The organism is Iamia sp. (assembly GCF_035575815.1).
Lineage (GTDB): Bacteria > Actinomycetota > Acidimicrobiia > Acidimicrobiales > Iamiaceae > Iamia.
In genome coordinates this window covers 1-20,670 of record NZ_DATLXO010000118.1, presented here as the reverse complement: position 1 = coordinate 20,670, position 20,670 = coordinate 1, and the positions used below count along the sequence as shown (strand labels likewise).

18 protein-coding genes are annotated in these 20,670 nt (G+C 72.4%); 12 read left to right on the top strand and 6 right to left on the bottom strand.

From position 1 onward, the window contains the following. Window positions 1–12: 12 nt before the first annotated feature. Complete coding sequence (locus VNL12_RS12235; RefSeq protein ID WP_325594933.1) at window positions 13–1,323, bottom strand: delta-60 repeat domain-containing protein; 1,311 nt, start codon at window positions 1,321–1,323, stop codon at window positions 13–15. 181 nt (window positions 1,324–1,504) lie between these two features. Between VNL12_RS12235 and VNL12_RS12230 the strand changes: the two genes are divergently transcribed. Further along, window positions 1,505–2,356, top strand: a complete 852-nt coding sequence (locus tag VNL12_RS12230) for a hypothetical protein (protein ID WP_325594931.1) — start codon at window positions 1,505–1,507, stop codon at window positions 2,354–2,356. 96 nt (window positions 2,357–2,452) lie between these two features. On the opposite strand, the gene VNL12_RS12225 is transcribed toward VNL12_RS12230, so the two are convergent. Then, complete coding sequence (locus tag VNL12_RS12225) at window positions 2,453–3,352, bottom strand: endonuclease/exonuclease/phosphatase family protein (protein WP_325594929.1); 900 nt, start codon at window positions 3,350–3,352, stop codon at window positions 2,453–2,455. After that, entirely contained in the window at window positions 3,349–6,885 is a 3,537-nt protein-coding gene (gene metH, locus VNL12_RS12220; RefSeq protein ID WP_325594927.1) for a methionine synthase, read from the bottom strand. Before metH ends, VNL12_RS12225 begins: the two co-directional genes overlap by 4 nt. 147 nt (window positions 6,886–7,032) lie before the next feature. Between metH and VNL12_RS12215 the strand changes: the two genes are divergently transcribed. The 3 genes from VNL12_RS12215 to VNL12_RS12205 all read left to right on the top strand — a co-directional run bounded on the left by VNL12_RS12215 (window position 7,033) and on the right by VNL12_RS12205 (window position 7,906). Next, a complete protein-coding gene (locus VNL12_RS12215) occupies window positions 7,033–7,290 on the top strand; it encodes an AbrB/MazE/SpoVT family DNA-binding domain-containing protein (RefSeq protein ID WP_325594925.1) in 258 nt (85 codons plus the stop codon). Beyond that, window positions 7,287–7,652, top strand: coding sequence for a PIN domain-containing protein (locus VNL12_RS12210; protein ID WP_325594923.1), 366 nt, complete (start codon window positions 7,287–7,289; stop codon window positions 7,650–7,652). The genes VNL12_RS12215 and VNL12_RS12210 overlap by 4 nt, the downstream gene beginning before the upstream one ends. 83 nt (window positions 7,653–7,735) lie before the next feature. Beyond that, entirely contained in the window at window positions 7,736–7,906 is a 171-nt protein-coding gene (locus VNL12_RS12205; protein ID WP_325594921.1) for a hypothetical protein, read from the top strand. A gap of 8 nt (window positions 7,907–7,914) precedes the next feature. On the opposite strand, the gene VNL12_RS12200 is transcribed toward VNL12_RS12205, so the two are convergent. Continuing rightward, window positions 7,915–8,091 carry a hypothetical protein gene (locus VNL12_RS12200; RefSeq protein ID WP_325594919.1) on the bottom strand — a complete coding sequence of 59 codons (177 nt, stop codon included), beginning with the start codon at window positions 8,089–8,091 and terminating at the stop codon, window positions 7,915–7,917. 208 nt (window positions 8,092–8,299) lie between these two features. Between VNL12_RS12200 and uppS the strand changes: the two genes are divergently transcribed. The 4 genes from uppS to VNL12_RS12180 all read left to right on the top strand — a co-directional run bounded on the left by uppS (window position 8,300) and on the right by VNL12_RS12180 (window position 12,532). Beyond that, window positions 8,300–9,067 (top strand): polyprenyl diphosphate synthase, encoded by a 768-nt coding sequence (gene uppS, locus VNL12_RS12195; RefSeq protein ID WP_325594917.1) that lies wholly within the window; start codon window positions 8,300–8,302, stop codon window positions 9,065–9,067. A gap of 159 nt (window positions 9,068–9,226) precedes the next feature. Beyond that, window positions 9,227–10,255, top strand: coding sequence for a polyprenyl synthetase family protein (locus VNL12_RS12190; RefSeq protein WP_325594915.1), 1,029 nt, complete (start codon window positions 9,227–9,229; stop codon window positions 10,253–10,255). A gap of 132 nt (window positions 10,256–10,387) precedes the next feature. Further along, window positions 10,388–10,924: a cob(I)yrinic acid a,c-diamide adenosyltransferase gene (locus VNL12_RS12185; protein ID WP_325594913.1), complete on the top strand. Its 537-nt coding sequence runs from the start codon at window positions 10,388–10,390 to the stop codon at window positions 10,922–10,924. Between the two features lie 120 nt (window positions 10,925–11,044). Next, a complete protein-coding gene (locus VNL12_RS12180) occupies window positions 11,045–12,532 on the top strand; it encodes a leucyl aminopeptidase (RefSeq protein WP_325594911.1) in 1,488 nt (495 codons plus the stop codon). 316 nt (window positions 12,533–12,848) lie between these two features. On the opposite strand, the gene VNL12_RS12175 is transcribed toward VNL12_RS12180, so the two are convergent. Next, a complete protein-coding gene (locus VNL12_RS12175; protein WP_325594909.1) occupies window positions 12,849–13,631 on the bottom strand; it encodes a hypothetical protein in 783 nt (260 codons plus the stop codon). 152 nt (window positions 13,632–13,783) lie between these two features. Here VNL12_RS12175 and VNL12_RS12170 point away from each other — a divergent pair, with 152 nt between their 5' ends. Beyond that, window positions 13,784–14,641 carry an SIR2 family NAD-dependent protein deacylase gene (locus VNL12_RS12170; protein ID WP_325594907.1) on the top strand — a complete coding sequence of 286 codons (858 nt, stop codon included), beginning with the start codon at window positions 13,784–13,786 and terminating at the stop codon, window positions 14,639–14,641. A gap of 5 nt (window positions 14,642–14,646) precedes the next feature. Here VNL12_RS12170 and VNL12_RS12165 read toward each other — a convergent pair whose 3' ends face one another. Beyond that, window positions 14,647–16,944, bottom strand: a complete 2,298-nt coding sequence (locus VNL12_RS12165; RefSeq protein ID WP_325594905.1) for a hypothetical protein — start codon at window positions 16,942–16,944, stop codon at window positions 14,647–14,649. Between the two features lie 327 nt (window positions 16,945–17,271). Here VNL12_RS12165 and moeB point away from each other — a divergent pair, with 327 nt between their 5' ends. From moeB to VNL12_RS12150, 3 genes are all read left to right on the top strand, one after another. Beyond that, window positions 17,272–18,465: a molybdopterin-synthase adenylyltransferase MoeB gene (gene moeB, locus VNL12_RS12160; RefSeq protein WP_325594903.1), complete on the top strand. Its 1,194-nt coding sequence runs from the start codon at window positions 17,272–17,274 to the stop codon at window positions 18,463–18,465. 63 nt (window positions 18,466–18,528) lie between these two features. After that, complete coding sequence (locus VNL12_RS12155) at window positions 18,529–19,653, top strand: lysylphosphatidylglycerol synthase domain-containing protein (protein WP_325594901.1); 1,125 nt, start codon at window positions 18,529–18,531, stop codon at window positions 19,651–19,653. A gap of 92 nt (window positions 19,654–19,745) precedes the next feature. Next, window positions 19,746–20,670: glycerophosphoryl diester phosphodiesterase membrane domain-containing protein (locus VNL12_RS12150; RefSeq protein ID WP_325594899.1), on the top strand; the 925-nt coding region annotated here is incomplete at its 3' end.

The window sequence follows — 20,670 nt, the reverse complement described above, 5'->3', positions numbered from 1 at the left end:
ATCGGCGGTGCCTCAACGGGGCAAGAACGCAAGGCGCGGGTGCCACTCGCCGCCGATGCGGCTCGAGTCGCTGCCGATCCAGAGGCCCTCGTCGGTGGGGGTCATGGTGCCCACCTGGAGGCCCCGCTCGCGGTCGGGGGCGAACGGCAGCACCGACCCGTCCGACGACCGGTAGGCGGCGATGCCGGGGCGGTCGACGGCACCGGGGCCCTTGGCGTCAGCCCGGGGGGCGTTCTCGTTGTTCGCCCAGCGCTGGTGTCCGGCGGCGTAGATCACCGGTCCGGTGACGGCGACCGCCGAGAGCGAATCCCCGCCGGTCCAGTCGGCCCACGTCTGGCGCTGACCCCCGCCGGTGCGGCCCATCTCCCAGCGGGCGACGGTGTCGCAGAGGGTGGCCAGTCCACCGCCCCAGGCTCCGGTCGTGACGATGGCGAAGAACGAGTCGTCGGGCGCGATGTCGACGTCCTTGACGTAGTAGTCGACGTTCGGGCTGCACACCCCGCCCCGGTACGCGGTGGTGGCCCAGGTGCTCACCTGGGCCGACGAGGCGCCCACGTCGATGATCGCCACCTGGGCGCGGGGCTGGTAGCCGACGCGGGTGAAGTTGCCCGTGATGACCAGCTTCGACCCGTTCCTCGTGGCGTCGAGGCGCCAGACGTTGGGGGCGCCCCGCAGGGCCAGGTCGACGGGCACGTTGAAGCCGGGGTCGACCACGCCGGTCGTGGCCCTCACCGCCGCGAGGCGGTAGCGGTTGGTGGCGCCCACCTTGGTGAAGGTGCCGCCGATGAACAGCCGCTCGCCGCGCAGGGCCATGGTGTTGACCCAGCCGTTGGTCGTGCCCTGGAACCCGGTGTCGGTGGCCCCGGTGGTGAGGTCGATCTTGGCCAGCCCCACGTAGGGCCGGCCGTTGACCGTCTGGAACGAGCCGCCGATGACCAGACGACCGTCGGAGCTGACCACCATGTCGCGCACCCCGCCTCGGTCGAGGGCCGGGGCGAACCTGGTGTCGATGGCGCCGGTGGCCTTGTCGTAGGCGAAGAGGCCGCGGCGGGCATGGACGGTGGGGTGGTTGAACCGCTTCACCCGGGTGAACTCGCCGCCCACGATGACCCGGTCGCCCAGGTCGATCACCGCGTACACCTGCCCGTCGAGGATGTGCGGGGTGCGGTCGTCGGGGTTGGTCGACACCGCCCGGGCGTGCACCGGGTTGGCCGGCGGGGCCACGACGGTCGGGCCACACGCCGAGAAGGTCAGGACGAGGGTCGCGAGCAGGGCGATGCCGCCGGTGGCGGTGCGGGCGGGGCTGCGGGTGGCTCGGGCCATCTCAGATGTTCTCCGTGGTTCTGTATGTATCACCCTCTGTGTACCCGTGGGACAGCGTCTCACCCTTCGTGGCGAGAATCAAGGGATATTCACACAGAGTGATCTCAAGGTCGCAGCGGGCGGTGACCCGGCCCGGGCCCGAACTCTCCCGCCCTCGGATCCGACCAATAGGTTCGGCGCCGTGATCCGCCTCGACGCCGCCACCGTGCTGCTGCAGTGGAGCACTGGGGGCCTGGCCTTCCTGTGGGTCACCACCCGCCGGCGCGAGGTCGGGCTCGGCTACGGCTGGCTGCTGCGGGCCACGTTCGGGCTTCTCGCCCTCGCCGGCGCCGTCATCGGCTTCGGAGTGGGCGTCGTCTGGGTCCGGGACCTGGCCTCCCTCGCCGTGGCCGCGGCGGCGGCCGCGGCGCTCGCCGTGTCGATCGTCCGTCGGCGCGCCGGGGTCGTCGGCCAGCGCCAGCGCGTCGAGGGTCGCAGCGCCCGGGTGGCGGCCATGACCGGTATCGATCGCGACGAGCAGACCTTCGACCACGGGGCGCCCGAGTTCCCGGCCCGGCTCGATCTGATCGCTCCGGCCATCGGGCTCGTCGGGCTGGTCGCGGCCGGCGTTGACGCCGGCTCGCCGGTCTGGCTCTCGGTGGCCCGCACGGTGGTCGGCGCGCTGTTCCTCGGCGCCATCACCGACGCCATGTTGCTCGGGCACTGGTACCTCGTGCAGCCCGGCCTGGCCCGCGGGCCCCTGCTGGAGATGGTGTGGGCCACGGCGCTGGTGTGGCCCCTCGAGGTGGCCCTGCTGCTCGTCCCCACCGGGATGGCCTCGGTGCTCTCGGGCACCATCGACGACGAGTACGGGGGGATCCTGGGCTGGACGTGGGTCACGTGCGCGGTCACCACCCTCGGGCTTCTGGCGGTGACCCGTGCCGCGCTGAAGGAACGCCAGTACAGCGCGGTGATGGCCGCCACCGGCCTGCTCTACCTGGCCATCCTCACCGCCTTCGGCACCGACCTCATCGCCCGCGCCCTGCTCTCCTGACCCACCGGCACCGAGAGAAGAGCGCCGGGCTTCGTGACCGTCAGAAGACCACTTCGGGACCGGCGTGACCGGATGCGGGGACCGGCGTGGAGGGGGTCAGGCGGGGAGGCGGAGCGTGGCCCGGAGGGCCATGTGGTCGGTGCCGGGGACGCGGATCCGTTCGAGGGCCTCGGTCAGCACGTCGCGCGAGGTGACGATGTGGTCGAGGGGCAGGAACGGGGGGAACCGGATGCCGGCGATGGGATGGTCGACGGGCCAGGTCGGGAACCACCTCCGACCGACGCGCGCCTGGGCGTCGACCAGGTCGTGGTGCGCGAGGGCGCGTCGGTAGTGGCCGTGGCCGCCGGTGGCGTTCCAGTCGCCCGCCAAGATGAGCGGCCGGTCGCAGCCCTCGGCGATCGCCGCGGCCGCGGCGATCGTGGTGTGCCAGAGGCTCACGTCGCCGACCTCGATCGGGGCCTGGGCGTGGACCGGAACGACGCGGATGTCGATCCCGTCGACGTCGATGTCCACCACGTGCCCGGGCCGCCCCCCGAGGTCGAGCAGCCGCCGATCGACGATCGGGTGGCGAGCGGCGACCAGGGAGCCGAACCACCCCTCGTCCACGTCCTCCGAGACGTGGGGGTAGAGCTCACCGAATGCCGATCGCGCCAAGGCGTCGGCCGTGGCGGTGGTGTGCTCGATGATGCAGACGAGGTCGGCGTCGGCGTCGAGCAGGGCAGCGACCTGTGCGTCGGCATCGGCCATGGTGCACTCCACGTTGGCGGCGAGCAGGGTGAGCGTGGCGCCCGGCGCGCCCAGCGCGCTCGGCGGGGGGCCGGGGTCGCGCGGGAGCAGCGGCAACGCGGCGAGGCCCATGATGAACCGTTTGCGCACCTCGAGCGCGACCCGGCCCTGCGGCCCCGCCGGGCGAACCCCCTCGGTCGCCCCCGGCGTCTCCGCCGACCCGGTGTCACCGCCGGCCTGAAGCCGGTCGGGCCCCTCGCGTCCGCTCAACGGACGACGAAGTACTTGGCCTTGGGGTGGTGCAGCAGGATCGCCGAGGTGGTCTGCTCGGGCTGGTACTGGTAGCCGGTGTCCTCGCTGACCTCGATGCCGATGCGCTCCGCGCCGAGCAGCTGGGCCACCTTCTCGTTGTCCTCGAGGTCGGGGCACGCCGGGTAGCCCCACGAGTAGCGGCCGCCGCGGTACTGCTGGCGGAACAGCCCGGCGATCGAGGGGCCGTCCTCGGCCGCGAAGCCCCACTCCTCGCGGATGCGGCGGTGCCACAGCTCGGCCAGGGCCTCGGCCATCTCGACGCCGAGGCCGTGGAGCATCAGGTAGTCCTGGTACTTGTCGGCGGCGAAGAGCTCGGCGGTGCGTTCGGAGACGGCCGATCCCATGGTGACGATGTGGAACGCCACGTAGTCGACCTCGTCGGAGCCCACGGGGCGCACGAGATCGCTGATGCAGGGCCAGGGCTCGACCCGCGAGCGGGGGAACCAGAACCGGTCGAGCTCGGCGTCGCGGGACTCGTCGGCCCAGATGACGATGTCCTGACCGTCGGCGTTGCACGGGTAGTAGCCGTAGACGACCGCCGGGTGGAGCAGGTTCTCGGTCACCGCGGCGGCGAGCTGGGCCCGCAGCTGGGGGCGCATGCGCCCGCGGAACTCGTCGTTGGTCTCCTTGGTGCCGTCGGCTCGCTTCTCGGGGCGGAACTGCCACTGGTTGCGGAACAGCGCCGTCTCGTTGACGTAGGTCAAGATGTCGTCGAGGGCGATGCCCTTGACGATCTTCGACCCGGTGAACGGCGGTACGAAGATCGGGTTGTCGGTCTCGAGCTCGGGGGAGCGGTCGGGGACCTCCGCGTCGTCGCTGGCGCCGGCGTCACGGCCGCCGAAGCGCCCGGCCAGCTGGACCTCGGACTCGCTCGGCGTCACGCCCCAGTCGGGATCGTCACCGTCGGGGTTCCGCTTGATCTCGTTGAGGCGGTCCATCACGTGGAGGCCCTCGAAGGCGTCCTTGCCGTAGAAGAGCCGCCCGCCGTAGACGTTGCGCAGGTCACGCTCCACATAGGTGCGGGTGAGCGCGGCGCCGCCCAGCAGCACCGGGAACCCGAGGGAGCGCTGGTTCAGCTCCTCGAGGTTCTCGCGCATGATGAGGGTGGACTTCACCAGCAGGCCGCTCATGCCGATGGCGTCGGCCTCGACCTCCAGCGCCTTGTCGATCATGTCGCTGATCGACACCTTGATGCCGATGTTGTGGACCTCGTAGCCGTTGTTGGTGAGGATGATGTCGACGAGGTTCTTGCCGATGTCGTGGACGTCGCCCTTCACGGTGGCGAGCACGATGCGACCCTTGCCCGAGTCGCCCTCGACCTTCTCCATGTACTGCTCGAGGTAGGCGACCGACGCCTTCATGGTCTCCGCCGACTGGAGCACGAAGGGGAGCTGCATCTCGCCCTTGCCGAAGAGCTCGCCCACGACCTTCATGCCCGAGAGCAGCACGTCGTTGACGATCTGCAGGGCGGTGAAGTCGCCGGCGAGGGCCTCGTCGAGCTCGGCGACCAGGCCGTCGCGCTCGCCGTCGATGATCCGCTGGGCGAGGCGCTTGTCGACCGGCCAGTCCGACCGGTCCTCCTTTTCGACGACCTGGGCCTTCACATCGGCGAAGATCTCCAGCAGCTTGTGCAGCGGGTCGTACTTCTCGTCCCCATCGGCCAGCGCACCGGCGGCGCCCCGGCGGTCGTAGATGAGGTCGAGGCTGACGTCGCGCTGCTCGTCGGGGATGCGCGACAGCGGCAGGATCTTCGACGCGTGGACAATGGCCGAGTCGAGGCCGTTCTTCACGCACTCGGCGATGAACACGGAGTTCAGGACGTGGCGGCTCGCCGGGTTGAGCCCGAAGCTCACGTTGGACACGCCGAGGGTGGTGTGGGCGCCGGGGATCTCGGACTTGATGCGGCTGATGGCCTCCATGGTGGCCATGGCGTCGCGGCGCAGGTCCTCGTCGCCGGTCGAGAGCGGGAAGGTGAGGGCGTCGAAGATGAGGTCCGACGGCGCCAGGCCGTAGGTCCCCACGGCAAGGTCGGTGATGCGGTGGGCGATGCGCATCTTCCACTCGACGTCGCGGGCCTGGCCCTCCTCGTCGATGAGCAGGCAGATCACCGCCGCGCCGTACTCCTTGGCCAGCCCGAAGACCCGGTCGAGGCGGCTGCCGGGGGCGAAGCCGTCCTCCAGGTTGGCCGAGTTGAGGATGGCCCGGCCGCCGATCCACTGCAGCCCGGCCTCCATGACCTGCGGCTCGGTCGAGTCGAGGACGAGCGGCGCGTTGGCCTGGGTGGCGAAGCGGCTGGCGAGGGCGTCCATGTCGCCGGTGCCGTCGCGGCCCACGTAGTCGACGCAGAGGTCGAGGACGTGGGCGCCCTCCTTGATCTGGGCGTTGGCCATGGCCGAGCAGGTGTCGTAGTCGGCTTCGAGCATGGCCTCGCGGAACTTCTTCGAGCCGTTGGCGTTGGTGCGCTCGCCGATCATGAGGAACGAGGCGTCCTGCTCGAGGGTGACCGCCGAGTAGATCGAGGTCACCGCGGGCTCGAACTCCGGTGTGCGCGCCGCCGGGGTCAGCCCCGGGGCCATCTCGGTGAGCAGCCTGATGTACTCCGGCGTGGTGCCGCAGCAGCCGCCGATGACCGAGACGCCCATGTCGGTGACGAAGCGACGCTGGTGGTCGCGCAGCTCCTCGGCGGTCAGGTCGTAGTGCATCTGGCCGTCGACCACCGAGGGCAGCCCGGCGTTGGGCAGGCACGAGATGGGCCGCCGGCTGTGCTGGGACAGGTGGCGCAGGTGCTCACCCATCTCCGACGGGCCGGTGGCGCAGTTGAGGCCGAGGATGTCGATGCCGAGGGGCTCGATGGCCGAGAGGGCGGCGCCGATCTCGGTGCCGAGCAGCATGCGCCCCGTGAGCTCCATGGTGACCTGGGCCTGGATCGGCACCGGGCGGCCGTGGGCGGCCATGGCCCGCCGGGAGCCGATGACCGCCGCCTTCAGGGCCAGCAGGTCGAAGTGGGTCTCGAGGATGAGGAGGTCGACGCCGCCCTCGATGAGGGCGTGGGCCGCGTCCTCGTAGGCGTCGCGCAGGGGCGCGAAGCGGATCTGGCCGAGAGAGGGCGACTTGGTGCCCGGCCCGAGCGAGCCGGCGACGAAGCGGGGCCGGTCGGGGGTCGAGAACTCATCGGCCACCTCGCGGGCGATGCGGGCGTTGGCCAGGGCGATCTCGTGGCTGCGCTCACCGATGTCGTACTCGCCGAGGGGCACGGCGAAGGCGCCGAAGGTGTTGGTCTCGACCACGTCGGCGCCGACCTCGAGGTAGGCCGTGTGCAGGGCCCGGACGATGTCAGGGCGGGTGACGCCGAGGATGTCGGTGCACCCCTCGAAGGCGGGGCCGCCGTAGTCGTCCAGGTCCAGGTCCTGGGTCTGGAGCCAGGTGCCGGTGGCCCCGTCGTAGACGACGACCCGTTCGGCGACGGCGTCGAGGAAGGTGCTGCTGCCCATCGGGCGAGGCTACCGAGACGCCGCGACGTGGCTGCCATCCCTTCCTCGCAGAACCGCCCGCCATCTTGCGTGCGGGAGGTGGAACAACGCTCCGGTCTGGGGTTCAGTCCGTCCCACAGTGGTGTCGTTGGTGGTACATTCGGGACCATGGATGGGACATCAGCCATGACGATGGGAGACCGGGGACGGGTCGTGATCCCGGCGGAGCTGCGGCAGCGAGAGGGCTGGACGCAGGGCACCACGTTGCTCCTGATCGATACCGACGAGGGTGTCCTCCTGCTCACCCGCGACCAGCTCCGCGATCGGATACAGCGGGATCTGGCCGGAGGGCCGAGCCTGGTGGACGAGCTCATCGCTGAGCGCGGCGCCGCGGCGGCCGAGGAAGACCGGGAGAGCGGGTATTGAACGTCTTCGATTCCTCCGCGCTCCTGGCCTACATCAGGAAGGAGCCCGGAGCCGAGGTCACCGAGGCCGCGCTCATCGCCGGGGGGACGTGTGGCGCGGCCAACTGGTCCGAGGTGGCACAGAAGGTTACGGCGACCGGGTACCGCTGGGCGGCCGTCTCACGGTTCCTGCGGGCGTACCCATTCACGATCGAGCCCGTGACGCGCATCGACGCGGAGTGGGCCGCCGCCCGATGGCGGGCGGGCGAGGGACTGTCGTTGGGTGACCGCCTGTGCCTCGCGCTCGGCGAGCGCCTCGACGCAACGGTGTGGACCGCCGATGGGCGCTGGGGGGAGGGCGGTCGCATCCGCCAGATCCGCTGACCCCGGCGCGGCCCGTCGGGCCCAGGCCCTCATGACGGCGACAGACTCGCCTGCCTACGACAAGTCATAGTAGGTTGAATCGAGTGAGCATCGGAGCCGGGAACCAAGCACCGAGCTCCCGGCCGACGCTGCGGCGGCCGGCCGTCCTCGTCTGTGTGGTGGTCCTTCTGATCGTCGTGGGCTACTTCGCGCTCGGGATGCCGGGGATGGATCACTCACCGAGCGGCTCCCGCATGCCGGCCATGGATCACTAGCACGCCGGTCAACGACGCTCCAGCAGGTTGAGCTGCCCGAGGAGGACCACGCTGACGATCCCGATCAGCCCTAAGCAGGAGCCGGCGAGGAAGCCGACGGCGGTGAAGATGCCGTGGGGCGAGACCGAGAGGACGCCCAGGTCGATGGTCACGAGCGGGGGATAGGAGAGGGCGCTCCAGATCATGAGCGCAACCTACGACGTCATGTCGTAGTTGTCTTCCCGGAACGCAACGCCTGGACGCCACGTCCTACTACGTCGCTGAAGTAGCGAGGCCCAGAGGCAGATGTCGCTGACCGTGATCGACCGCCATCATCGTTGGCGAGGTCGACCTCGATGCCCACGATGTCGGGGGGAACGGAGGTGGTGGCGGGCGCGCCGGTACTGTGCGGCCATGCGGATCATCGAGGCCGACCAGGTCGCCGACGTGCGGGCGGGGGAGATCCCCGCCCACATCGGGGTCATCATGGACGGCAACGGGCGGTGGGCCCAGATGCGCACCCTGACCCGTTCCCAGGGCCACGCCGCGGCCGAGGACGCCGTGGTCGCCACCGTCGACGCCTGCCTCGCCCTGGGCGTCGAGTGGCTCTCCGCGTACGCCTTCTCGACCGAGAACTGGACCCGCGACATGGAGGAGATCGCCTTCCTCATGCGCTTCGACGAGTGGCTGCTGCGCAAGGAGCGGCGCGACGAGCTCAACGACAAAGGCGTGCAGATCCGGTTCCTCGGGCGCCTGGACGACCCCCGCATCCCGCCCGACTCCCGTGACTGGTTGACCGAGACCGCGGCGCTGACCGCGCACAACTCGCGCATGGTGCTGGGCATCGCCTTCAACTACGGGGGCCGGGCCGAGATCGCGGATGCAGCCCGGCGGCTGGTGGCGTCGGGCATCGGACCCGACGATGTCACCGAGGAGCGCCTCGCGGCTGAGCTCTACGCGCCGGACATGCCCGACATGGACCTGGTCGTGCGCACCTCGAGCGAGCACCGCATGTCGAACTTCTTCCCCTGGCAGGCCACCTACGCCGAGCTGGTCTTCCTCGACACGCTGTGGCCCGACTTCCGCGAGGGCCACCTCTACTCGGCGGTGGCCGAGTACCAGGCCCGTCGTCGGCGCATGGGCGCGGCGAGCGTCGCCTCGCTCGGGGCCCGTCGCGAGTGAGAGGCGACCGCCGATCGCGGCGGGCCGAGGGCCCACGACCAGGGCGGACGGGCACGGCCTCGAACCCGAGGCCCATCGAGATGTGACGGGCGGATCGTCGGCGGCGACGCCGTCGCTCCGACTCGTCGGTCCGCAGGGGCAGGTCGGTACGCTCCTGCCATGACCCCGGAGGACCTGGCGGCCCGGCTCGGCCTGGCGGAGCTCCCCGTGGGACTCGACGCCGTGGAGGTCGAGCTCGACCGGGCCGTCGTCGTCGATCGGGCCGAGCTCGAGGCGCCTGCCCGGCGGGTGGTGCTCGGAGGAGGCAAGCGCCTGCGCCCGGCCCTCGCCCTCGCCTGCGCAGCCGCAGCCACCGGTCGGGGCGACGACGTCGTCCGCAACCCCGACGTCGTCGCCGGGGCCACCGCGATCGAGCTGGTCCAGGCCGGCTCCCTGGTCCATGACGACATCATGGACGAGGCTGGCGAACGCCGCGGCGTGCCCACGATCAACGCCGTCGAGGGGCCCAGCCAGGCCCTGCTCGTCGGTGACTTCCTCCTCGCCCGCGCCGGCCAGCTCGCCGCCGGGGTGAACCAGTCGGTCGCCGGGTTCCTGGCCACCGCCATCGCGGATCTCTGCATCGGCCAGTCGGCCGAGGTCGCCACCCTCTACGACCCGGAGCGCAGCCTCGACGCCTACGAGGACTCGATCCGAGGCAAGACCGCGGCGCTCTTCCGGGCGTCGTGTGAGATCGGCGTCGCCGCCACGGGGGAGGCCTCCGACGCGATCGCCGCGGTGGCCGCCTACGGCACCGCGTTCGGCATGGCCTTCCAGATCGTCGACGACGTGCTCGACCTCGTCTCGACCGCCGAGGCCCTCGGCAAGCCGGTAGGCAACGACATCCGCGAGGGCGTCTACAGCCTCCCTGTCCTGCTGGCCCTGAAAGGCCCCGACGGCACCGCCCTGCGGTCCCGGCTCGGCCACGTCCCGGCCGAGGGCGAGGTGGCCCACGCCCTCTCCCTGGTGCGGACCTCCGCCGGGGTCACCGACGCCCTCGAGCGGGCCCGGGCGTTCAACGACGAGGCCGCCGCCGCCCTCGTGGTGCTGCCCGCTGGAGCCGTGCGCGACGGCCTGGCCGGCCTCCCCGCCGCCTACCTCGACTGGGCCCTCGAGCAGAAGGCACCGGACCTCGTCCCGACCGGCTCCTGAGCCCGCCCGATCGGCCGGGCGCCGGTGCGATCTGCGAAGTGGGGCACACATCGTCGCCCCGACGACCAAATCGCGCCCCGGTTCGGGCTCGTCGGCGGGGGGCCGCCCGTCACGCCGGTAGCCTCGACGCCGATGAAGATCTACACGAGGAAGGGCGACGACGGCACCACCGGTCTGCTCTACGGCGGTCGGGTCTCGAAGCACTCGGCCCGACCCGAGGCCTACGGGCAGCTCGACGAGGCCCAGGCCTTCCTGGGCGTCGCCCGCGCCCACGCCGAGCCCGGCGGCGAGCTCGACGGCATCCTCACCGGCATCCAGCGCGACCTCTGGGTGCTGATGGCCGATCTGGCCACCGACGCGGCCAACCGGGCCAAGCTGACCCCCGGCGCCACCCTCGCCACCGGCGAGATGGTCACGCCGCTCGAGGCCATGATCGACGACATCGGCACCCGGTTCGAGGCCCCCACCGAGTTCGTGATCCCCGGGGGCACCGTCGTCGCCGCCCACCTCGACGTGGCCCGCACCGTCGTACGCCGAGCCGAGCGCGTCGCGGTCGCCCTCGCCCCCGAGAGCGCCGCCGCCCTCGCCTACCTCAACCGCCTCTCCGACCTGCTGTGGATCCTCGCCCGGTGGCAGGAGGGCACGTCGCTCACCAGCCGCTCGGCCTGAGCGGTGCCGCCGCCGACCCACCGGACCCCGAGAAACGTCGTACGGATGTGTGTCACCGAGGATCACATTCGGTACGAAGCTCGAGGCCCCGCTCGCTGATATCGCCCTGAGAGGACTTTCGTGACCGCTACACCCGTCACCCCCACCACCGCGGCCCAGGCGCCCGCCCGCGCCGATCTCCGCGTCGTGGCCGCCCGCTCCGACCGTCTGGGTGCCGACCTCACCGACCTCGGCGTCGACGAGGGCTTCGCCGAGGCCGCCGGGTTCGGGGGCCAGGCGAACCAGACCCTCCTGCTGCCGGCGGGCGGTCCCGGTCCCGACACGTTGCTCGTCGGCGTCGGCGAGGAGGCGGGGGTCGACGGCAACCGGCTGCGCGCCGCCGCCGGCGCCGCCGGGCGCAAGGTGACCCGCCACCGCAAGGTCGTGGTGGCGTTGGGCGAGAAGGCGGCCGACGGCACGAGCCGCGAGCACGTCGCCCAGGCCGTCGCCGAGGGCTGGGTGCTCGGCGCCTACCGCTTCGATGGGCACCGCTCGAAGCCCTCAGAGGTCGAGGTCACCTCCGTCGTGCTCACCGCCGGAGCCGCCAAGGTGGCCAAGGACGCCGTGGCCCGGGGCGTGGCCCTGGCTCGCGCTGTCAACCTCGCCCGCGACCTCGTGAACGAGCCCGGCGGTTCCCTCCTGCCCGCCGACCTCGCGGCCCGGGTCAAGGCCGTGGGCGCCGAGGTCGGGCTGAAGGTGAAGGTCGACGGCCTGGCCGCCATCAAGCGGCGCGGGCTCGGCGGCCTGGCCGGTGTGGCCCAGGGCGCGACCAACGAGCCCCGCTTCGTCGAGATCGCCTACGAGCCGAAGGGCAAGCCCACCGGCCACGTCGCCCTGGTGGGCAAGGGCGTCACCTTCGACACCGGCGGGTACTCGCTCAAGACCTCCGACGGGATGAAGGGCATGAACGGCGACATGGGCGGCGCGGCGGCGGTCATCGGGGCCATGAGCGTGCTCGGCACCCTCGGCGTGAAGGTCAAGGTCACCGGCTACCTCCCGCTGGTGGAGAACATGATCGGGCCCGACGCGATCCGCGTCGGTGACGTGCTCACGACACGCGGGGGCACCACCGTCGAGGTGCAGAACACCGACGCCGAGGGTCGCCTGATCCTCGCCGACGGCCTGCGGGTCGCCTCGGAGGCCGAGCCCGACGCCATCATCGACCTGGCCACCCTCACCGGTGCCTGCATGGTGGCCCTCGGCCCCCGGGTCGCCGGCCTCTTCGGCAGTGACGACGGCCTCGTCGGGCGGATCCACGCGGTTGCCGACGCGGCCGGGGAGTCGGTGTGGCCGATGCCCATGCCCGAGCACCTCCGCGCCGGGCTCGACTCCGACATCGCCGACCTCCGGAACATCTCCGGTGGCCGCCACGCCGGGGCGTCGGTGGCCGCGCTGTTCCTGCGCCACTTCGTCGGCGACGGCATCGCCTGGGCGCACCTCGACATCGCCGGCCCGTCGTGGATCACCGATTCGGCCCAGGGCGAGGTCCCCAAGCTGGGCACCGGCTTCGGCGTGCGCCTGCTCACCGACCTGCTCGCCGGCTGGGAGCCGCTGCCCGCGTCCGGCTGATCGACCCGGCATCGTGGTGCCTGAGCCGTTCTTGCGCCCGATCACCGCGGTGGGTCTCGGCCGTTCTTGCGCCCGATCACCGCGTTGGTCTCGACATCTGGGCGCAAGAAGGGGTCGTCTCTGGGTCGGGGTGCGTTCTTGCGCCCGATCACCGTGGTGGGCGCCGGGTTTCGGCGCAAGAACGGATCCTGAGGGTCCCGAAGGGTCCCGGTCGAGCCCCCGGGACCATGGGACTCGACCGGGAGGTCGGGCGATCGCCGTTCTCCCCGGGTGTTCCGTGCGCCCTGTGCGGGCGGCCCGGCGGCGCGGCAGGCGGTCAGGCGGCGTCGCCACCGAGGTCGACCTCGACCGTCGGCCGGGGTGGTGGGGGTGGGACGCGGCGCCCGCCCGCGGCGGTGGGCGGGGGGACGGCACGTTGCGACGGGGCGGGGCCGCCCACCGGCTGCGGGGTTCGGGTGTCCGGGGTGGCGGCCACCTCCTCGGGTGGCGGGAACGAGACGTCGGGGTCGCGGGCGGCGAGGAGGCGGTGGGCCCACACCGCGGCGTCGCGGGCGACGACGGGGTGGATCTTCCAGCGGTGGAGGCGTTGCTCGGTGGTCGCCACGTCCTCACCCAGCTCGGCGAGGGCCAGGGCGACACGGCGGGCCCGGCGCTGTTGGGCGTCGAGGGTGGCCGCGTCGCGCTCGACCTCCCGCCACCGGCCGTGCTCGCTCCGCACGCCCGGAGGTAGACGGTCGATCTGGTGGCGGGTGAGCGGCGGCAGGTGCCGGCGCACCGAGAGGGTGTGGTCGGCTCCGGCTCGGGCCACCCCGAACTGGCAGCATCGGTGCAACGCTCGCACCAACGGGCTGTGGCGGCCCCGCCCGGTGCCGAGGCCGAGGGCCGAGGCGGTCGCCTCGAGGTCGAGGGTGAACCCGTCGGGGTCGGCTTCGAGTCGAGTGTCGATGTGGCGCACGAGCCAGGTGGTCGAGGGCCCGAGGATCGACAACCAGAAGCGTTCGACGTAGGTCGATCGCGGCGCGTAGCCGAGGGTGTCGATCACCGGGTCGGACCAGGCGTCGACGGTGAGGGTGGGGGCGGACAGGTCAGGGGCAGGCATGGGTCGCTCTCCCGGGCGAGGGGATGGGGGAGGCGGAAGCGATGTGCTTCGAGTGTTCTCGTGTACTTTCAGCTATTTCCACGGCATTGTCAACCCCCCGCTGGCGACGGGTCCCGGGCCGACGCGGTGGCCCACAGCGGTACCGTGCGGCGATGGCGGCGAGCAGCGCGACCTCCTCGACCTCTGACCGGGAGGGCATTCAGCACCGGGCTTGGCTGGGCGGCCACGAGGTGGACGTGGGCCTGGCGGTGGCCGAGGCGGCCGACTGGGTCGCCGGGAGCCGGGCCACCGTCGTACTCACCGGCGCCGGCATCTCCACCGACAGCGGCATCCCCGACTTCCGGGGCAAGAACGGCCTCTGGACCAACAACCCCGACGCCGAGAAGGCCAGCACCATCACCCACTACCTCACCTCCCCCGCCGTACGTCGGGCGGCGTGGCGGATCCGACTCGCGTCACCGGCGTGGGCGGCTCGTCCCAACGCCGGGCACCTCGCCCTCGTCGAGCTCGAGCGCCAGGGGCGCCTCGACACGGTGATCACCCAGAACACCGACGGGCTCCACCAGCTCGCCGGCGCCCGGCCCGACCGGGTGGTGGAGGTGCACGGGTCGATGCGCGGCGTCATGTGCGTCGACTGCGACGATCGGGCCGACATGGGTCAGGCCCTGGCCCGCGTCGAAGCCGGCGAGGACGATCCCCCGTGCCGCGGCTGCGGCGGCATCCTCAAGTCGACCACGGTGCTCTTCGGCGAGGGCCTCGACCCCGCCGACACCGAGGCGGCCCAGGCCGCGGCCGAGCGGTGCGACCTGATGCTCGCCGTCGGCACGACGCTCAACGTGTTCCCGGTCGCCTACCTGCCGCGCGTCGCTCGGCGGGCCGGCGCCCGGCTGGTCATCGTCAACGGGGGTCCGACCGACCAGGACGACACGGCTGACGCCGTGCTGTGGGGCTCGATCTCCGACCTCCTCCCCGCGCTCGTTGCCGCCCCTCCCGCACCGCCCGGCGCCTGATGCCGTCAGCCCTGCACCACCATGGTGAAGGTGCTGTCGGCGCCACTGGCCACGAACCACTCCGGATCCGCCTGGCCGATGCCGAGCGTGACCCGGTAGCGACCGGGGGGGAGCGGCTGGAGGAACGCCCCGACGGCGAAGACACGGACCTCGGTGGTGAAGCCGTCCCCGGGCTCGATCCACCTCGGCAGCTCGCCCCCGGACTGGGCCCCGACCGGGTTGGCGGGGTCCAGGGGCACGATGTCGGCCACGATCCGAACCCGCGCGTCGAGGCCGTAGCTGGCGGCATCGGGCCAGGGTGACCCGGTGCCGGTGTGGCGACCCCTGACCGTGAGGACCACCTCTCCGCTGGGCTCGACCTCCACCGTGTCGAGTCGGTCGACGATCTCCAGCTCGCCCCGCCGGGCCGACTCCGGCAGGCCGGTGGGGAACCCGGAGGGCAGCAGGCGTCCCTCCTCTTCGAGGCGGTCCTGCTCGGCGCCGGGCAGGACCCAGAGGGCCATGCCCCCGGTGGTGCCACGAAACTGATAGAAGCCGCCCTCGTCCAGCAGGGCTATCCGCGCCCCTCTGCCCTGCAGACCGCCGTCGGTGACCGGTGCGAAGACGTACGGGCCGTCCGGACGCTGGCCCAGCTTCGGCTCGTAGAGGTCGAAGCGCACCTCCGGCATCCAGAACTGGTAGCTGAGCACCGTTGCACCCCGCGTGGCATCCGCCTCGAGGTCGGCCCGGGTGACGCCGAGCGCCTCCACCTGCTCGGGCACCCTCCAGTCTCGGTAGGTGGCCTTGGCAAAGCTGTCGACGTCTTGCACCCGGCCGAAGGCCGACCAGGTGAACCAGAGGGCCAGGGGCACCACCAGCCAGCGGGGTCGCCTGAGGGTCCATGCTCCCAGGGCGACGATTCCCAGACCGCCGGCGGCGATGAGCGTGGCCCGCACGTAGGTACCCGAGGACGGATCACCGAGGGCCCGGGTGATCGCGGGTACCGCGAAGTGGGCGTAGGTACCCCCGTAGGCGGTGGGGTCCTGGAGCAGGTGGAGCCCGAGGGCCAGGGCCGCGACTGCGGTCGCCGCCCCCATCAGCCACGAGGCCAGGGCCCGCCGGTCCCGCACGCGCAGGAGCACCGCGATGCCGGCGGTGGCCCACACCGGCGAGAAGCAGTCGTTGTGGCGGCCGTAGATGAGGTGATCGGCGCGGAACTGGGTCTGGGTGAAGAACAGCACCGAGATGGCGAACACTCCGAGGGCTGCGGCCAGCAGGGCCCCGGCGGTGAGTCGCGCCGCGGGGCTCACCGCCGCCGATCCGGCACCCGCGCTCCCGCCGTCCGCCCTCGACACGACGGGTTCGGCCGTTGCGGCTGTTGGGACCGTTGCGGCCGTTGCGTCGACCGCGGCCGGCTCGGTCGCCTCGCCGCTCGGGTCGGGTCGCACCTCCTGCGGCCCTCTGCCGGGGTTGCGTCCCCGCGCCACCGCCGCCAGGAGGGCCACGCCGAGCACGGTGAGCCCCAGGCTCCCCACCGCCAGGTACCACGCCTGTCCGACGGCGCTGGTGCTCAGATCGGCGAGGCCGGTCCGGTCGGTGACCAGATCGACGGCGTCGCCGACGTCGCCCTCCAAGGAGTCGACCTCGGACCAGCGGGCCGCCACCAGCGCGCCCTGCACGAACCAGGCCCCGGCGGTGAGCGCGACCAGCCCGACCAGGTTGGCCACCGCCACGGTGATGGGGAGACGGCGGCGCCAGGTGGCCACCCCGATGACCACGACGGCCACCACGAGCACCGGGATGAAGCGCGGATGGCTGGCGTACAGCAGAGCGGCGGCGGGCCCGAACCAGACGCGGCGGAGCAGCGGGCCGGGCGACAGCGACCGGTGCAGGGCCAACGTGGCCGCCACCACCAGGGGAAGGGCCAGGTTCTCCGACAGGGCGGAGACCCCTGTGCCGGTGGCCGCCGGCACCAGTGCACCCACCACTGCGGCGAGGACGGCGTCGCGGGCGCCGAGGCCCAGGACCCGGCGCCCCAGGGCGGCCAGCAGCGGGACGAGCGCGCTCAGCAGGGCGGCGTTCAGAACGAGGATCGACCGCCAGAGGTGGGCGGGGTCGTCGAAGATCCAGTGCAGTGGCGCGAGGAGCAGTGAGTAGCCGAAGCCGTAGGACGGTGACACGGGCATCCCGAACGTCGGCCCCTCGCCCGCGAGCCACCGGGCGTTGCCCAGGTACCCCGCCTCGTCGAGGATCACCGAGGGACCCGGGATCCGGCTCGACAACCACACATGGAGGGCGAAGGCGACTCCGGTCGCCAGGACCACGGACCAGCGATCGGTCCGTCGCCCGATGGCCGGCGCCCCCGTCGACCCAGTCCGGTCGGCCGGTACGCTGCCGGTGGTGGTGTGCTGGGTGCATTGGACGGCCGGCGCCCCCGTCGACCCAGTCCGGTCGGCCGGTACGTTCTCGGCCACCGGGGGTGGCGGGTCGGGCACGGGCGCGCAGGCTAGCCACGGGTCGCGCCGCCCACGGTCACCCCCGGGGAATCGCCAGCCGGGTCCGATTGTTGAGCGACTCGGTAGGGTTTTCCCCACCGGCGCCGGGCCGACGGCTGCGCCCGACCCCACCGACACGACGAGAAGAGGATCGACATGCCGAGCTTCCGGGACATGCTGGCCGACGCCAAGAGCCAGATCCGTGAGGTCACCACGGCCGAGGCCGATGAGATGCGAGGCTCCGAGGACGCCGTCGTGCTCGACGTGCGCGAGGCCGACGAGTACGAGCAGGGCGCCATCCCGGGGGCCGTGTTCATCCCCCGCGGCACCCTTGAATCGGGCATCGAGGGCCGCATCCCCGACAAGGACACGCCCCTCGTCGTCCACTGCGCCGGCGGCGTGCGCTCGGCCCTGGCGGTCAAGAGCCTCCAGGAGCTCGGCTACAACAACGCCGTCTCGGTGCAGGGCGGGTTCAACCAGTGGAAGGACGAGGGGCGCGACTGGAGCCAGCCCCAGACCCTCAACCCCGACCAGCGCAACCGCTACCAGCGCCACCTGCTGCTGCCCGAGGTGGGCGACGAGGGCCAGCAGAAGCTGCTCGCCTCCAAGGTGCTGCTGCTCGGCGCCGGCGGCCTCGGCTCGCCCGCGGCGCTGTACCTGGCGGCGGCCGGCGTCGGCACCATCGGCATCATCGACATGGACGTCGTCGACGACTCCAACCTCCAGCGCCAGATCCTCCACAACCTCGAGCGCATCGGCGACCGCAAGGTCGACTCGGCCAAGAAGACCATCACGCTGATCAACCCCGACGTCGACGTGGTCACCTACGACACCCGTCTCGGCGCTGACAACGTCATGGACATCCTCTCGGGCCCCGACGGCAACGGCTGGGACGTCATCGTCGACGGCACCGACAACTTCCCGACCCGGTACCTCGTCAACGACGCCACCGTGAAGCTGGGCATCCCCGTCGTGCACGGCTCGATCTTCCGCTTCGAGGGCATGGTCACCGTCTTCGACCCGCAGCACGGCCCCACCTACCGCGACATGGTCCCCGAGCCCCCGCCGGCCGACATGGCGCCGTCGTGCGCCGAGGCCGGGGTGCTGGGCGTGCTGCCCGGCATCGTCGGGTCGCTCCAGGCCCTCGAGGCCATCAAGATCCTGCTCGACCTGGGCGACCCGCTCCGCGGTCGGCTGCTGGCCTATGACGCCCTCGAGACCACCTTCCGGGAGTACAAGGTCCAGGTCGACCCGACCAACGAGATCACCTGGGCCAACCGCGAGCGCATCACCGTCGCCGAGGTCGAGGGCCTCTGCGCTCCGCTCCCGCTGGCGCCACCGCCGTCCTGACCGGGCCCCGGCCCCGGCGCACGGGCTGCGGTGCGCCGCGGGTTGCGGCGTAGCCTCGCCCCGATGGATGCGGCCGCCGACCTGACCCCCGGCGCGCCCGGCCCGGGTCCGGCCGGCCCCGCTCCCACCGACGCCAGGCCCACCGAGGGCGGGGGCGGCGGCAAGCGGCGCCTGGCCCAGCTCTCGACCGTGGCCGGCCTGGTGATCGGCGGGCTCACCTGCGCCTTCGTGATCAACGAGCTGGCGTCGGAGTGGAGTCGGGTGCGCGAGGCGGTCACCGACGCCTCACCGGTGTGGATCGCCGTCGGGTTCGTCCTCTGCGTGCTGGCCATGAGCAGCATCGGCTGGGTCTGGACCGACGTGCTGGCGCTGTTCGGCGTCCGGGTCGACCGCCTCCGAGCCCTCGGCTGGTACTACATCGGCGAGCTGGGCAAGTACCTGCCCGGCGGCGTGTGGCCGGTGCTGGGCCGAGGCGAGCTGGCCCGGCGGGGCGGGGTGAGCGGATCGCGCGCCTATGCCAGCGTCGCCCTCTCGCTCGTCACCCTGTACCTGGCGGCCATGATGGTGGCCGTCGGGCTCCTGCCCTTCGCCTTCGGCGGTGACGGACCCGGCGCCGCGGCGGTTGTGCTGGTGCTGCTGCCCCTCGGCCTGGGCGCCCTGCACCCCCGGGTGCTCGGCCCGTTGCTCGGCCTGGTGCGCCGGGTCACCAAGCGCCCGCTCGCGGTGGCGATCCCGCCGTGGCGGGACACGGCGGTCGTCGTCGTGCGCTACGTGCCCACGTGGATCTTCATCGGCGGCGCCACCGCCGCGGTGGCCCACGCCGTCGAGCCGAACGCCTCGGTGCCGCGCCTCATGTTCGCCGCCGTGCTCAGCTGGATCGTCGGGTTCCTCGCCGTGCCCGTGCCCGCCGGGGCCGGTGTGCGCGAGGCGGTCTTCATCGCCGCCAGCGGCCTCGACGACGGGCTCGGCGCCACGGTGGCGGTGGCCACCCGGGTGCTGTTCATACTGGTCGACGGGGGCGGCGCCGCCCTGGCCGCTCCGCTGCTGCGCCGGGTCCGCCTCCGGGACGCTCCTGGCGGAGGGATCGCAACCGGTGACATCGCCGCCGATGACGCCACCGGAGCTGAGGTCGTAGCGGGGACCGCAGCCGGCGACGTCGCCGCGGGTGAGACCGTCCGCGAGGTCTGACTCGGCGCGCCGTCGGCCGACGATCGAGCGACCGGCACCGGCGGTCGCCAGGAGAAGAACGAGGGCGTCGGGCAGCGGTACAGTGCCGCCCCATGGCGGTGGCCGCAGGAGCCGGTGGGGGCCCGTCGGCGGGCGGTCCGGTGGTCACGCTCCGCCCCCTCGCCATCGGTGAGGTGCTCGACGCGGCCATCAAGGTCTACCGGAGCCGGCCCCGCCAGATGGTGCTGGCCTCAGCCGTGGTCACCGCCCCGGCCATCGTCGTGCAGACCCTCGTCCAGGTGTCGGCCGGAGATCCCTCGGCCCTGACCGAGACCGACGCCGCGACCGGGCTGCCGACGGTGGACGGGGGCGCCTTCGCCACCTACCTGGGCGGCCTCCTCGTCTCCACCCTCGTGCTGATCGTGGCCAACAACCTGGCCCTCGCGGGCACGACCCGCATGTCGCTGAGCGCCTACCTCGGCGACGACACCGACTGGCGAGACTCCCTGCGCTTCGCCCTGCGCCGCTTCTGGCCCCTGACCGCGCTGCTGGCCCTCTCGACCCTAGGTCTGGCCGGAGGGGTGGTGCTCTGCGTGATCCCCGCCATCTGGCTGCAGGGCATCTGGGCCGTGGCCGTGCCCGCGTTGCTGGTCGAGGAGCGGGGGGCGGTCGACTCGCTGCGCCGGTCCGCGTCGCTCGTCAAGGGTCGGTTCTGGCCCGTGCTGGGGGCCATCGTCCTCGGCTCGCTGCTGGCCTCGGTGCTCCAGGGCGTGCTCACCGCGCCGGTGATCGGCCTGCAGCTGGTGGGCACGAGCTTCCTCATCACGTCGCTGCTGCTCGGGGTGGTGCAGCTGGTGGCCGTCGCCCTCACCACGCCGTTCGTGGCCGCCCTGACCGCCGTGATCTACATCGACCTGCGGGTCCGCAAGGAGGCCTTCGACCTGGAGCTGCTGGCCCGTGGCGTCGGCGTCGATCCGCCGCCGCCCGACGCGCCCGGGCCCGACGCGCTCGGGCCCGGCGGTGCGCCGGGTGCCGGCG